Annotated in this window: 12 protein-coding genes; 6 read left to right on the top strand and 6 right to left on the bottom strand. The window is 49.8% G+C overall.

What is annotated here, in order from left to right; genetic code table 11:
- Positions 1–2 precede the first annotated feature (2 nt).
- From GQE98_RS00710 to GQE98_RS00700, 3 genes are read right to left on the bottom strand one after another with little or no spacing between them, the layout of a single operon-like run.
- Complete coding sequence (locus tag GQE98_RS00710; RefSeq protein WP_161313636.1) at positions 3–1,400, bottom strand: di-heme oxidoreductase family protein; 1,398 nt, start codon at positions 1,398–1,400, stop codon at positions 3–5.
- Positions 1,401–1,418: 18 nt separating this feature from the next.
- The gene (locus GQE98_RS00705) at positions 1,419–2,648 is read right to left on the bottom strand and encodes an imelysin family protein (RefSeq protein WP_161313635.1); all 1,230 of its coding nucleotides are present in this window, start codon (positions 2,646–2,648) and stop codon (positions 1,419–1,421) included.
- Between the two features lie 14 nt (positions 2,649–2,662).
- Entirely contained in the window at positions 2,663–3,745 is a 1,083-nt protein-coding gene (locus tag GQE98_RS00700) for a hypothetical protein (RefSeq protein ID WP_161313634.1), read from the bottom strand.
- 253 nt (positions 3,746–3,998) lie between these two features.
- On the opposite strand from GQE98_RS00700, the gene GQE98_RS00695 reads away from it, so the two are divergent.
- A complete protein-coding gene (locus tag GQE98_RS00695; RefSeq protein ID WP_202526009.1) occupies positions 3,999–5,804 on the top strand; it encodes an ABC transporter ATP-binding protein in 1,806 nt (601 codons plus the stop codon).
- 13 nt (positions 5,805–5,817) lie between these two features.
- On the opposite strand, the gene GQE98_RS00690 is transcribed toward GQE98_RS00695, so the two are convergent.
- Positions 5,818–6,768 (bottom strand): glycosyltransferase family 9 protein, encoded by a 951-nt coding sequence (locus GQE98_RS00690; RefSeq protein ID WP_161313633.1) that lies wholly within the window; start codon positions 6,766–6,768, stop codon positions 5,818–5,820.
- 283 nt (positions 6,769–7,051) lie between these two features.
- Between GQE98_RS00690 and GQE98_RS00685 the strand changes: the two genes are divergently transcribed.
- Together GQE98_RS00685 and GQE98_RS00680 are read left to right on the top strand one after the other, a co-directional pair.
- Positions 7,052–7,450: a putative pterin-binding protein gene (locus GQE98_RS00685; protein WP_161313632.1), complete on the top strand. Its 399-nt coding sequence runs from the start codon at positions 7,052–7,054 to the stop codon at positions 7,448–7,450.
- 68 nt (positions 7,451–7,518) lie between these two features.
- Positions 7,519–8,118 (top strand): histidine phosphatase family protein, encoded by a 600-nt coding sequence (locus GQE98_RS00680; protein ID WP_161313631.1) that lies wholly within the window; start codon positions 7,519–7,521, stop codon positions 8,116–8,118.
- Positions 8,119–8,120: 2 nt separating this feature from the next.
- Here GQE98_RS00680 and cobT read toward each other — a convergent pair whose 3' ends face one another.
- On the bottom strand, positions 8,121–9,140 hold the full coding sequence (gene cobT, locus GQE98_RS00675) for a nicotinate-nucleotide--dimethylbenzimidazole phosphoribosyltransferase (protein ID WP_161313630.1): 1,020 nt from the start codon (positions 9,138–9,140) through the stop codon (positions 8,121–8,123).
- Between the two features lie 209 nt (positions 9,141–9,349).
- On the opposite strand from cobT, the gene GQE98_RS00670 reads away from it, so the two are divergent.
- The 3 genes from GQE98_RS00670 (at position 9,350) to GQE98_RS00660 (ending at position 11,959) form a co-directional block, all read left to right on the top strand.
- On the top strand, positions 9,350–9,883 hold the full coding sequence (locus tag GQE98_RS00670) for a redoxin domain-containing protein (protein WP_161313629.1): 534 nt from the start codon (positions 9,350–9,352) through the stop codon (positions 9,881–9,883).
- 245 nt (positions 9,884–10,128) lie between these two features.
- Positions 10,129–10,647, top strand: a complete 519-nt coding sequence (locus GQE98_RS18070) for a cold-shock protein (protein WP_161313628.1) — start codon at positions 10,129–10,131, stop codon at positions 10,645–10,647.
- Between the two features lie 121 nt (positions 10,648–10,768).
- A complete protein-coding gene (locus tag GQE98_RS00660) occupies positions 10,769–11,959 on the top strand; it encodes a CaiB/BaiF CoA transferase family protein (RefSeq protein WP_161313627.1) in 1,191 nt (396 codons plus the stop codon).
- Here GQE98_RS00660 and GQE98_RS00655 read toward each other — a convergent pair.
- A complete protein-coding gene (locus GQE98_RS00655) occupies positions 11,956–12,675 on the bottom strand; it encodes a glutamine amidotransferase (RefSeq protein ID WP_161313626.1) in 720 nt (239 codons plus the stop codon). The two genes, GQE98_RS00660 and GQE98_RS00655, sit on opposite strands and share 4 nt — an antisense overlap.
- Between the last annotated feature and the right edge of the window lie 118 nt (positions 12,676–12,793).

Here is a 12,793-nt window from a genome sequence, read left to right as displayed (position 1 = left end):
GTCTATAGTGAGTTAAGAAAGGCCAGCAATTGAGAACGTTCAGAGGCTCTCAGGTTTTTAAAGGCCTCCTGGCTTTTTTGTGCTTCTCCTCCATGCCAAAGAATTGCTTCTTCAATTGACCGGGCGCGGCCATCATGGAGGAAATTTGTATGTTTGTTAACTGCGGCAACCAGACCAATTCCCCAAAGCGGTGCAGTTCGCCACTCCCGGCCTGTCGCCGCGAAGTCTGGTCGTTCATCGGCAAGATCCTCTCCCATGTCATGCAGCAAGAGATCTGTGAACGGATGAATTGTCTGGTCTGACAGCAGCGTTAGGGTAGGGTGTGTTCCCGTCACGAAGGTCGAAACATGGCAAGAAGCACAGCCAATTTCCCGAAAAAGAGTCTCGCCCGCCAGAACATCTGGATTCTTGGCATGGCGACGTGACGGTACGGCAAGTACCTGGGTGTAAAGGGTCAGTTTTTCAAGAAATTCATCACTGATTTCAGGTGTATTGCCACCCGGCGCCTGATGACAGGCTACTTGTGCCTCTGGACAATTCTTGTCAGGGAAAAGAGTGGTTGTAAGACCAATATCCCCAGCTGCGGCCGAAGCGTTCTGGTGAAGCAGGGAAGCTGAATTTGATTTCCAGCCAAAGCGGCCAATACTCATCGCCTTCTCGCTTTGATCCCATACATGATTGAGACGGCCGGAAATGCCGTCACCATCGATATCGTCAGGATCCGCGAGAGCGTGCAAGTCTTCTTCCGATATAGCTTCCAGCAAGCCGAGGCCAATGACCGCGGGCGCAACCCGGGGAGAGATCATAGTGTCGGGGCCAAGCGGGCCAAAGTTGAGATCCATGAAATGATACTCAGGCCGGAGTAGTGTATAGGGGGTTCCGTCTGCGTATTGACCAGCAATCTTTGTGTTTTCGATGACCACCTTGCCCTCTGCGGGCACAGAGGGGATTGCACGATCATTCAGCTGATCACCATAGACGGGATGAGGGTTTGGGCCACCATGTTTATCCGTCCCGGGAATGCTCAGCCGGAACAGCATGGAGAGAAATTCGTCGCCCTTTTTTTCTGGCGGTTGGCCACGCCCGTCGCGTAAATGGCAACCTGAGCAGGAGACGCGGTTAAAGGTTGGGCCGAGCCCATCCAGTGTCTTGACTGATGCGGGCGCAATTACCCAGTTAGTGTTAAAGAGTTTGTTTCCGAAGAAAAAAATCCTCAATTGTTCACGGCTTATATTCGCGGCCGGAAGTGAAAAAGAGTTTTTACCCCGGGTCGGCTGCGTGGTGTCGCCGCCCGGGGAATCGGATATTGGTGCCTTGGTATCATAGCTGGCATTTACAGGCGTGGCCTGTAGTAAAAGCGATATTATTGCAGCCGCTATTATCCAAAGTTTCGGTGTCATAGGGGTTCAAAATCCTTCTTAACCGCCAGTTGGGACAATGACCTTGACCCCCAATAACTTGCCGATGTCCTTAATGACATCTGACTGTGCTTGCAGGGCGGCGATTACGGTTTCGGCTTCCGCACGGGCCTTGCTATTTTGTTCGGATGCCAGAATAGAGTCGAAAGGATAGTTGAGGGTCGAAATGGCTGCGTCCGTTTGGTTGAGCGCTGTGATCATCCGATTGTTGAGGTCCGGTGCCAGATCACCAATCAGATCATTCAGGCCGAGGCCATTCACGTTTCCATAGCTGCCGAAGTAGACATTGCGAATACCGCGCTGATCAAAAATGATGTCATTGAGCGTATTGTCGGAGAAGCAGGATTGTTCATCCTCCTGATCACCACTATCCAGGCCAGTTGCAATTCGTTCCAGGGCAAGTTCAAACTCGCTCAGCGTTGCGAGCGATGTGAGGATCCGGCCAAGTGCTTCGCGATCTGAGTATGCTTTGAATTTCGCGGCGTAGCTGTCCGGATTGCTGGCATCCCAGGCTGTCTTAAGCCAATCCAGGTCGGCAACCAGCATCTCGGTTATCGTCTGCAGATACAGCCTTCGCCGATCATTGTTGCCTTCACCCGCGGTAAAGTCTGTAACGGGGCGGTTCCCTGGTGACGTAGGGTTCATGTCCTGCCCCCAAAGCAGGAATTCGATGGCGTGGAAGCCCGTCGTCACATCGGCCTCATCCTCCACCTGATCCTTATCCCGGATGGAGTCGACCGTTATCTCAATCGAGGTATCGTTGATGATCCCGGCCTCTGGGTTTCCTTCGACATAGTCGATAAAGCCTTCATTAATGGGCCAGGCGTTTAATCTTCCTTCCGGACCTTCTTCACCTGTTTTCTCATCAACATAGTCAATGGGGCCTTCATAGAAACGAAATGCCTCTGTCTGCAGATAGCTTGTGCGGGCATTGATCCAGGCATTCCGTGCAGCATTCAGCGTATTATCCGAGGGGTTTTCTAATAGAGTTGCGATCGCAGACTGTAAATCCTGAGCATCGAGCAGGGATTGCTTGTAATTCTCCGCGACCAGTGCGGCATAGTTTGCGATGACCGGATAGGCATCATATTTTGGAATATATCCGGCGGCATCCTTATCGAGTGCATAGCTCGAGATGTTCCGGATAGGATCAGTTTGCGATGCATAAGTTGTGGAAGCAAGTGCTAGCGCAATACAGGAAATGCCAGCATAAAGGTTAATTTTTTTCATCGGATACCTCAGGTTTAAAAGTCAATTGCATAGGAAAGGAGGAGGCCGAGACCTTCGGAGTCGATATTGTCTTCTTCTGCGCTGCGCCAGGCTGCAGCGACGCCAAGACCCATATCAAAGACATAGCCCACAGTGAGATCGACAACGTGATCGTCCGTCATAACGCCACCGACTTCGGTGTCGCGAAGCTGATAGGTTGAGGAAGCAGCCCAGTTCTCATAGTTTAACGCCAGACCGGCGGTAAAATATTTCGCTGTGTCGTTGTCGATACCACCATAATTGTCGAAATAGACATACTCGGCCATAGGAGAGAGGGTTACATCCTCTCCTATATTGAAGGCATATTCCCCGCCAATTGCATAACCAAGCTGTCGGTCGTTGCCGTCTTCGCCTGCGCCAAGTGAGGAAAGACCAAGGTGATAACGAAATCCGGGAAGTTTCTGAAAATTACCATCGAGCGCGACCGCAAATGACGAGAAGTTTTCCGTGTTGCCGGCGCCGCCGTCAGAAAGGCGCAATGGCCCACGCTGTGTGCCGACAGAATTGCTCAGAAAGCTGGTATCCTGAAAGAATGTGCTGGCTGATATTGTATGTTCGCCCGCCGCCTCAAAATGAAAGCCGCCCCCGAAACCAATCATCTCCGCGAGTTCATAATCTTCATTGAGGTTGGTGCCGAAAATGCCCGGCGCGATATCCCACGCAATACCGAAATTGGGGGTGAATTTACCGGCATATGCGGAAACCGCCTCGCCATCGTAGTTAACGGTAATGATATTAAGATATCCACCTAAATCCTCAAACGCGCGGTCGCTGGTTGCATCTTCAACGGGTTCGAGTGTTGCTTCGAAATTTAATGAAAAGACTTCTGTGAAGGCAACATTTGTACCCAGAACAACAGTGGGGTAAAGGTCGTTAATTTCAGCATCCGGATCATCTGACTGATATGTCCAGTCATTCTCAACCTCGACGGAAAGCTCCCCTGTAATTTTCGGAAAGCTCTCCTCTTCGGCAGAGACAGGCAGGCTAAAGAGCATAAAAGGTAGGGCGGTCGTGAACACAAGGGTCAGCGTCGTCGGCCTTAAAGGGACGTGCAACATAAAAATTGTCTTTCTGATATTAAGTATGATTTTCATTCTCATCTATAGTCAATAATAAAAGTGATAATCATTAGCAATAAAAAACTGTGGAGAAATTCATTTAGCTGGCAGGATTAGAGAGCGCGGGGCAGAAACTGTTGTATCTAAGCCGGGTCTTTATCGCACGCTTGTAAAAATGGGCATTTTATCTATTCAGGAAACAGGGCTTGTGATACCTGTGAGGCAGTTTAGACAGGTGAAGCCGGAAAAAATATTGAGCCAACCAACACCCAAAATGCCAGACAAATCAGCGACTGTCGCCCTTTATGGTCGATTGTTGCGGGACTATGTCTCACTTTATAAAGGCCGGCTTTTCCTCGCGATTATCTTTATGATCGTGAGTGCCTTGACCGCAACGGCAACAGCTTTTGTAATGAAGCCAATCATTGATGAAGTGTTTTTCGATAAAAACTCCGACTTCGTTATCTACACCACACTTGCTGTAATTGGTATATTTGCCGCGCGCGGTTTTGCGACTTATGGTCAGACCATTGTAATGGACTGGGTGGGGACGCGCGTTGTTTCCGACATTCAGAAAAATCTTTTCAGGAAACTTGTGTTCGCGGATCTCGCCTGGTTTCACGACAATTCATCCGGCGAACTGATTTCCCGCTTTGTATTTGATACAAACTATCTGAAAACGGTGGCGACCCAGACTTTGGTGGTAATGACCAAGGACAGCCTGACGGCAATATTCCTGATTGCCTCACTCTTTTATTATGACTGGAAAATGGCGCTGGCTACATTGATAGCCCTGCCCCCCGGAGCGCTGGCAATCCGCCAACTTGGTAAACGATCCCGTAAGGCCTCTAACAAGGTGCTTGAACAGACCGCGGATTTCAGTTCATTCTTGGAGGAGAATTTTCAGGGTATTCGTGTGGTCAAGGCTTATGACCGCGAAACGCAGGCGGTCCAACAGGGCAATGAAGTGATTGAGGATCGTTTCCGTATCCAGTTCAAGGCGCTGCGAATAGAGGCATCGAGCGGACCTATCGTCGAAACATTAGCGGGCTTCTTGATCGCTGGCGTAATTTTTTATGGGGCCAGCAACGTTATCGATGGTCAGACGACGCCGGGTACTTTCTTCGCGTTCATTACGGCAATCATGCTTGCCTACCAACCCATCAAGAGCGTTGCAAAACTTTTCCCACGCATGCAAACGGGCCTTGCTGCCGTACAACGGATTTTTACACTGCTGGATGTTGATCATAAGGTGGTCGACAGTCCGGCGGCGACTCCTATTGAGTTTAAACGGGGAGATATAGAGTTCGACCATGTCAAATTTTCCTACAATCCTGATGAAGTTGTCCTGAAAGACATTTCACTTAAATTGGAGGCGGGAAAAAGGGTGGCGCTTGTGGGGCCTTCCGGGGGCGGGAAGTCCACTATTCTCAATCTAATCCCGAGATTCTATGATGTGGACGAAGGCAACATTCTGGTTGATGGACAGAATATCCGTGACGTCACCATGGCCTCGCTCCGACAGAAAATTGCGCTTGTAAGTCAGGATGTCTTTTTGTTTGATGATACAATTAAGGCAAATATCGCCTATGGCCGGGACGATGCAACCGACGCTGAGCTTATTGCCGCGGCGAAAGCGGCCGCGGTTCATGATTTCGTGACGGCACTTCCAAAGGGGTATGACACCATGGTTGGAAGTCATGGCGTCCGGCTCTCCGGCGGTCAGAAACAGAGAATTTCCATCGCGCGGGCCATGTTGAAGGATGCTCCCATCCTGCTACTGGATGAAGCGACCTCTGCATTGGATACCGAATCCGAGCGCAAAATTCAGTCGGCACTTAAACATCTGATGAAAGGGCGAACCTCCCTCGTGATTGCCCATCGCCTTTCGACTATTCTCGATGCAGATATAATAAATGTGGTAGTGGATGGTATGATTGTAGAAAGTGGCAGCCATGACGAGCTGTTGGAAAAAGAGGGCGTCTATGCGGATCTCTATAATCATCAATTTTCGTTCGACGGCGGGGTAACGCCTCCAGTAAGAACAAAGCCTGTTTAGCCATAAGCGTTTCTTAGCTGATCTTGCGATAGAATGTTTCTATTTCATCAAGCACATACTCAAGGGGGAGCGGCTCTTTCTCTTCGGAGTCTGCGGTTTTCGCTATTCTGGTAATCGGCGTACCGGGAGGGGTGCTTTTCAGGCATAAGGATTTTTCGCCCCAAGGGGCATAGACCGTGGGTTTGCCTATACCAAAAAGCGCAACAGTCGGAATCCCAACAGCCACAGCTGTATGCATCAGGCCAGAGTCGTTACCCACAAAAAGGGCGCATTGCGACAGGATCGTTGCAGCCTCCATTGGCGTGGTTTTTCCAACAAGGTCAATTACCTGCTCGCGAGGTAAAGCTTCCACCACAGGCATCGCCTGGGCCTCTTCTCCCGGAGCACCAAAAACCGCGACGCGCGCACCTTCAAGAACGCCACCTTGCGTCGTCAGTTTTCTAGCAAGCCAGAGATAGTTTTCATGGTGCCATTGTTTCTGGTAGAAATTGGCTGTTGGGGCGAGTGCCAGAATCTGTTTTCGCTCATTCTCCAGCCCCAACCACTTTTGACTTGCAGTGATTTGTTCAAGGTTTGGAGAAATGCGGGGGGGCAGGGGACTGTCCAGACCGATTAGTCTCGCATTGGCTACGGCTTTATGAATGTCATCCTGACCACCTCGCCATATGTGCCGGTGGCGGCCGGGAAGAAAGCCGAGGAGAGAGCCGCGAAAATCGACGATGCGATGCCAGAACACAGGCCCCAAGTTGAGCGCTACCTCGGGCCAGTGCAGGCTAAAGCGGCGTTTCTTAACGCTGATGACACGCTCTACGCCGGGGATACCCTCAAATATGCTTTTTGGGATATTGCCGCAAATAACAGTGACGGGGATATTTGGTTCTTTCTCAAGGAGGTAGTGCAACACTCCTGTCGTCAGGACCGCGTCTCCCAGCCGGTTTGAGGCGACGAATAATGTTCGCTTCATTAAAAAACCTTTGAACGAAATCTTTGGTATCGGCTACATATACGATAATTACGATCACCTCCATCATTATCGCTTCTGCGTCAGGATGAGGTGGATTTAAGCAGCTTTAATTGATCAAGGCCGCCATGCCAAGTGATCGAGAATTAACTGGAGTGAAACATTGACGACTTCTTGCACAGAGAAATACAGGCCTTTCAGGTATGGGCACTTTTTTGCTTTGGCCATAGTGACACTCATGTTCACATTTGGCGCGTCTCAAGCTCGTGCTGAGGAGCAGAGGCTGATGATTACTGGCGAAATCGAATCTCAACATGGCGCTATATATTTTAGTCCCGGTGATATGGCAGCCTCGACGCCAATCGACATCGTGACATCCAGTCCTTGGACGACGGGTAAGACGCGATTTCGGGGTACCCTATTACGGGATATTCTGGACAAAGTTGACGCGAAGGGGAGCGTCCTTAAAGCCATGGCCGTCGATGGCTATACCGTTGAAATTCCAATTTCAGATACTCAGGATTTTGACGTGATTATTGCTTATAAAATGGATGGAGAATGGCTGGAAGAAGGCGTTTATTCTCCCTTTTGGATCATTTATCCCTATGACACGGATAAGGAGCTTGCCCAGGAAAAATACTATGGCCGATCGATTTGGCAGCTTACCAAAATTACAGTGGAGTAAATGGCAATCTGGCGCATTGATCTTTTGATAACATGAAATGTGACTATTTAACGCGGGAATGGTGGTTAGTGCGTCACGCGCCTGTCAATGCTGGGAAAATCTATGGTCATCTGGATTTGTCCGCGGATTTTTCAGACGCAGCCAGGCTGGATCAGCTTGCAAGCCTGCTTCCAACCGACAGCGCTGTCATCACTAGCGATCTTGCGCGGTGCCGGGAAACAGCCCGTCATATTCTGAGAAAGCAGGGGAGAGCAGAGCACCCTATCCATGAACGTACCATGCTCAGGGAGCAAAATTTCGGGCAATGGGAAGGAAAAACGTATCAGGCCGTTGAGGCGATCGACCCGATCACTTATCAAGCCTTTTTTGATGATCCGGCCACTGGTACACCTGAGGGGGGAGAGAGCTTTGTTGATCTTATTCGTCGGATTCAAGGGGAAGTGGACGATTTACGTCACTTTGAGAAAGATCAGCATCTGATAGTTGTCACTCACGCAGGGGTAATCCGGGCAATCGTCGGATTGGCCCTCGGTATGGCGCCGGAAAGGATGCTTTCCCTCTCAATTGATCCGCTTTCCGTGACGCATTTAACACTATTCCAAAACGCCACTAAAACGAGTTGGCGCGTAAATTTCGTGAATGATATGAACCGCGTAAGACACCTATAACCCTAATCGGCTTTTTCTCCACTTATCCCCGCATCAGCGAAACTTGCCATGCCATTATGTGTAGCGACGGCGCCTTTGATGATCCCGAGTGCGAGAGCCGCGCCTGAACCTTCGCCTAACCGCATGCTAAGCGAGAGAAGAGGCTCCTTATCAATTGCCTTGAGTAATTTTCCATGACCGGGTTCAGCAGACACATGGGCCGCAATGCAATGATCAAGGGACTCTGGATTAGCTTTATAAAGAACGGCTGCAGCAGCAGTGGCAACAAAGCCATCGAGCAGAACGGGTATATGTTTCTGGCGTGCGGCGAGGATTGAACCAACCATGGCTGCAATTTCCCGGCCCCCAAGGCATTGGAGTATCTTGAGTGGATCATCAAGAATGTCCTTATGACGCAAAAGCCCGTCGTCGATTACCTTGGCTTTATGCTGAATGCCTTCACTGGAAACGCCAGTGCCAGGCCCCGCCCAGTCGGTGCCGCGGCCACCAAAGATAGCTGCCGAGAGGGCGGCCGCCACGGTTGTGTTCCCAATCCCCATCTCACCCACTACCAGGATATCGGTATTTTCATCGACCGCATTCCATCCCGTGGACAGTGCATTTGCGCACTCTGTCTCATCCATGGCAGGCGCTTTCGTAAAATCCTTGGTTGGATTGTCCAGTTCCAGAGAAGTAACAGAAAAGCTGGCGCCAAACGCGAGTGCAAGTTGATTAATCGCAGCCCCGCCACTTTCAAAATTACCGACCATTTGCAAAGTGACTTCCTGAGGGAAGGCAGAAATACCTTGATCGCAAACACCATGATTAGCCGCAAAAATGACCACTTGAGGGTGATCGTAGCTTGGAGGATGCTTCCCCTGCCAGCCGGATAACCAGATAGCGAGTGTTTCCAGCTGCCCGAGGGCGCCAGCAGGTTTTGTCAGGACGGCATCGCGCGCGCGCGCAGCGTCAGCAGAATTCTTATCTATCCTGGAAAGTTTGGAAATTGCTTTACGGAAATCACTGAGAGGACCGGCCATCATTAAAGAATGCCTATAATTGGAATAAGGTTGCAAAAGTAGGGTTATTGTAGGGATAGAGGTATTTTATGCAATCCATGGAACGACATAAATAATGAAATGTCGAGACCGGAAATTGCCCTTGTTTTCTGGTTATAAACCTCTAAATAATTGGAACGATTGTTCCATATATACTGATTTTTAAACATTTTCCCGCAGGAGGTTACCTAATAGTGACAAGCAATAAACTTATAGCAGGACAGAAGTTTCCGGAAATTACAGTGCCTATGGTCGCCGGCGGTACGATGACGCTTGGCGCAGGGGCGGCGGATACAGAAGATTGGCAACTCGTCGTTATATATCGGGGAAAACATTGCCCGATCTGTATGCGCTACCTGACACAGTTGGAAAGCCTTAAAGAGGAGTTTGAGGCTGCGGGCCTGAAGGTGGTTGCCATTTCCGGGGACGGTCATGAAAAAGCGGCGGCAGTTGCCGAGGAAAATGGGTTGAGCTTTCCTGTTGGCTATGATTTATCGATTGATCAAATGATGGCGTTAGGTCTTTATATTTCTGATCCGCGCTCCCCCAAAGAGACAGATCAGCCTTTCCCAGAGCCGGGTCTCTTTGTTGTTCGACCAGACAATGTTATCCAGATTATTGATATCTCGAATGCCCCGTTTGCCCGGCCGGAACTCGGCGCCATCTTGCGCGGCGTGAAGTTCATCCGGGAGAATGATTATCCAGTCCGGGGAACGCACGCCGGATAAAATCTGACAGCACCTATTCTGTTAATTCGCCTGTCTATCCTGATATCGGAGCTGTGGATGTGTTGATATGAACTATTGACACAAATCAATGCATCCACACCGGCTGAAATGTACTCATGGGAACATTCACCGCAACCCTTACCATAAATGCTTGGTGATACTGGTTCTGTGCAAAAAAAGGGTTGGATCGTTTTCTCACCGTCAGGTCGATAAGGCAACAGGTCGGTTGGGTATAGGTAGCCTCAATGCATGATTTAGAAGCATCGGACGAATTGCAGCTACGGCCTACTAAAGCCGTTAAATGCACAGTAAAATGGTTTAACACGACAAAAGGATTTGGCTTTGTCGCGCCCGTTCAGGGAACCGGTGATGCGTTCGTGCATATCTCAGTGCTTGAGCCACATAATCTTCAAGGGTTGCCTGAAGGGGCGTCAATTGTCTGTGATCTGGAGGTTGGAGACCGTGGATTGCAGGTTAAAAATATTGTTGAAATTGGACCTGCCCCGGTTCTCGAAAAAGAAAGCAGTTCCTGTCACTTTATTCTTGGAACCGTAAAGTTCTTTAATAGTCGTAAGGGCTTTGGTTTTGTCACTTCCGATGACGGTGGCCCCGATATATTCGTGCATATGAAAGCGCTTGAGAAATCAGGGCTTGGGGCCCTGAAAGAAGGGCAGCGTACCCGGCTTAAAGTATTGGATAGCGACAAAGGCCCGACAGCGGAAGGCGTTCAAATTCTGGCTGCTGAATTGCCGGACGCTGAATAAATTCAATCATTTTTGACTTTAAAACAATTGCTAAATGCGGCAATTAAGGGCACTCTTGCGAGCAAATTGGTAGGGTTAAACACCTGTAAAAGAATAACAAGAACGATCAGGAAGGAATGACATGTCAAATATTTTATCGGGAATTCGGGTGCTGGACTTTGGTCGCTATATCGCGGGCCCGTATTGTGCCACGGTATTATCAGACTTCGGCGCAGAGGTTATCCGGATTGAGAAACTGGCTGGCAGTGAAGACCGTTATGTAACGCCTCTCACGGAAGAGCAAACAGGTGACGGCGGTCTCTTTATGCAAATGGGACAGAATAAAAAAGGCATTACCCTTAATCCGATGAAGCCCGAAGGACGCGAAGTGGTCAAGCGTCTCGTAAAGACCGCTGATGTTGTGGTTGCCAATTTACCCATTGAAACACTGGAGGCGATGGGGCTTGACTATGAAAGCCTTAAAGCCATCAAGGAAGACATTATTCTGACGCATGGTTCTGCCTTTGGGGATGAGGGGCCTTATAAAAACCGTGTTGGATTTGACGGCCTCGGTCAGGCAATGTCGGGCGCAATGTATATGTCCGGCAGCGAGGGAGAACCACGGAAGCTTTATGGTCCCTATGTCGATTTTACGACGGCTCTCATGGGCGCAATCGGGACGATGGCGGCACTTCGACACCGCGATATGACGGGCGAAGGGCAGGTTATAAATACGTCCCTTTTTGGATCTTCCTTGCTGATAACCAGTGTTACACTGATGGAGCAGGCGATGCTTCAACTCAACCGGGTTGGAACAGCAAACCGCGCGCAAGGCGCTGGACCAGGCGACACCTTCAAGACAAAGGACGGGTGGGTTTTGGTGCAATCACTCGGTTGGCCTTTATTCGAGCGTTGGACAAAACTGATCGGGGAAGATCACTGGCTCAGTGATCCACGGTTTAAGACTGACCAGAGCCGGGGCGACAATAATGAGATTATCTCGGAACGCATGGCGAAATGGTGCGCGGAACGAACCACGAAAGAGGCCATAGCCGCAATGGATGAAGTTCGTCTTCCTTGTGGTCCTGTTATGTCACCCCAGGAAGTTCTAAATGATCCGCATCTTGCCGCTATGGGCTTGCTAACAGAGGTCGAGTATCCGGGATTTGATAAGAAAATCCCAGTTACCGAATTGCCGATCAAAATGTCGAAAACCGACACCAAGCTAAAGCGTCGGGCGCCGACTTTAGGTGAACATACGGACGAAATAATGGAAAGCCTCGGCTATTCAACTGAAGAGATTGCGGACTTGCGGTCCAAGCGAGCAATCTAGCTTCCAAATGCGGCCTGTCGCTGCGCAAGCGGCGGCAGCCAATGATCGAGGAAACTGTTGAGCCAGTTGCACATGTCGGCGTCATATTTACGCCGACCGTCCAGCTGCATCTCTCGTGATTGCGCCCCCGGGTCGTTCAGCATATGCGCCGCCTTTGTTGTCCATCGGCGGTTCATTGCTTCGGTTACTTCCGGATGAAACTGGATGCCATAAGCGTTTTTGCCGACCTGAAAGGCCTGATTTGGAAAGAAATCACCACAGGCAAGCAAGGTGGCTCCATCCGGGACGTCAAATCCTTCACGGTGCCATTGATATGCCATCATAGGTTTCTTGAAAAGAGAGCGGCCGTCTTCCGTCGGTGTCAGTTGGTAATAGCCAACTTCTCTTAATCCTTCCTTGTGTTCCGCAACACGCGCCCCCAACGCCCGCGCCATAATCTGGGCTCCTAGGCAGATACCAAGATACGGGGTTTCGCTTTTTAACAGAACGTCGATCAGCTTTGTTTCTTTGCGAATGAAATCCTCATGATCGTCATTGGCACTCATCGGACCACCAAAAATAACGGCGGCGGCATGACCGTCCATTGTCTTCGGTAGCGGTTGACCAATCGCGGGAATGCGTATGTCGAGATCAAATCCTCGAGTGCGAATGGCTTCACCTACGCGACCTGGATCAGAAGTTGCTTGATGGAGGACAAGAAGTACTTTTCGCGACATTATTGTAACAAAATCCTCGACATATTTAAGAAAGCGCCCCGCATTGTAGTTTAGCTTTCCTTATGCTTGAGACAAGACCATATCCCATTATTATCAGAAAATGGTTGTCAATTGATTA

The sequence above is a fragment of the Sneathiella litorea genome (assembly GCF_009882915.1).
Classification (GTDB): domain Bacteria; phylum Pseudomonadota; class Alphaproteobacteria; order Sneathiellales; family Sneathiellaceae; genus Sneathiella; species Sneathiella litorea.
The sequence above is the reverse complement of the archived record's forward strand: the minus strand, read 5'-3'. Positions and strand labels throughout refer to the sequence as shown.

Excerpts from the sequence above, each read along its gene's own strand:
- cobT (WP_161313630.1), bottom strand. The coding sequence starts at position 9,140 with ATGATGGCCGGTCCTCTCAGTGATTTCCGTAAAGCAATTTCCAAACTT.
- GQE98_RS18070 (WP_161313628.1), top strand. The coding sequence starts at position 10,129 with ATGCATGATTTAGAAGCATCGGACGAATTGCAGCTACGGCCTACTAAA.
- GQE98_RS00655 (WP_161313626.1), bottom strand. The coding sequence starts at position 12,675 with ATGTCGCGAAAAGTACTTCTTGTCCTCCATCAAGCAACTTCTGATCCA.
- GQE98_RS00690 (WP_161313633.1), bottom strand. The coding sequence starts at position 6,768 with ATGAAGCGAACATTATTCGTCGCCTCAAACCGGCTGGGAGACGCGGTC.
- GQE98_RS00700 (WP_161313634.1), bottom strand. The coding sequence starts at position 3,745 with ATGTTGCACGTCCCTTTAAGGCCGACGACGCTGACCCTTGTGTTCACG.
- GQE98_RS00685 (WP_161313632.1), top strand. The coding sequence starts at position 7,052 with ATGATTACTGGCGAAATCGAATCTCAACATGGCGCTATATATTTTAGT.
- GQE98_RS00710 (WP_161313636.1), bottom strand. The coding sequence starts at position 1,400 with ATGACACCGAAACTTTGGATAATAGCGGCTGCAATAATATCGCTTTTA.
- GQE98_RS00705 (WP_161313635.1), bottom strand. The coding sequence starts at position 2,648 with ATGAAAAAAATTAACCTTTATGCTGGCATTTCCTGTATTGCGCTAGCA.
- GQE98_RS00660 (WP_161313627.1), top strand. The coding sequence starts at position 10,769 with ATGTCAAATATTTTATCGGGAATTCGGGTGCTGGACTTTGGTCGCTAT.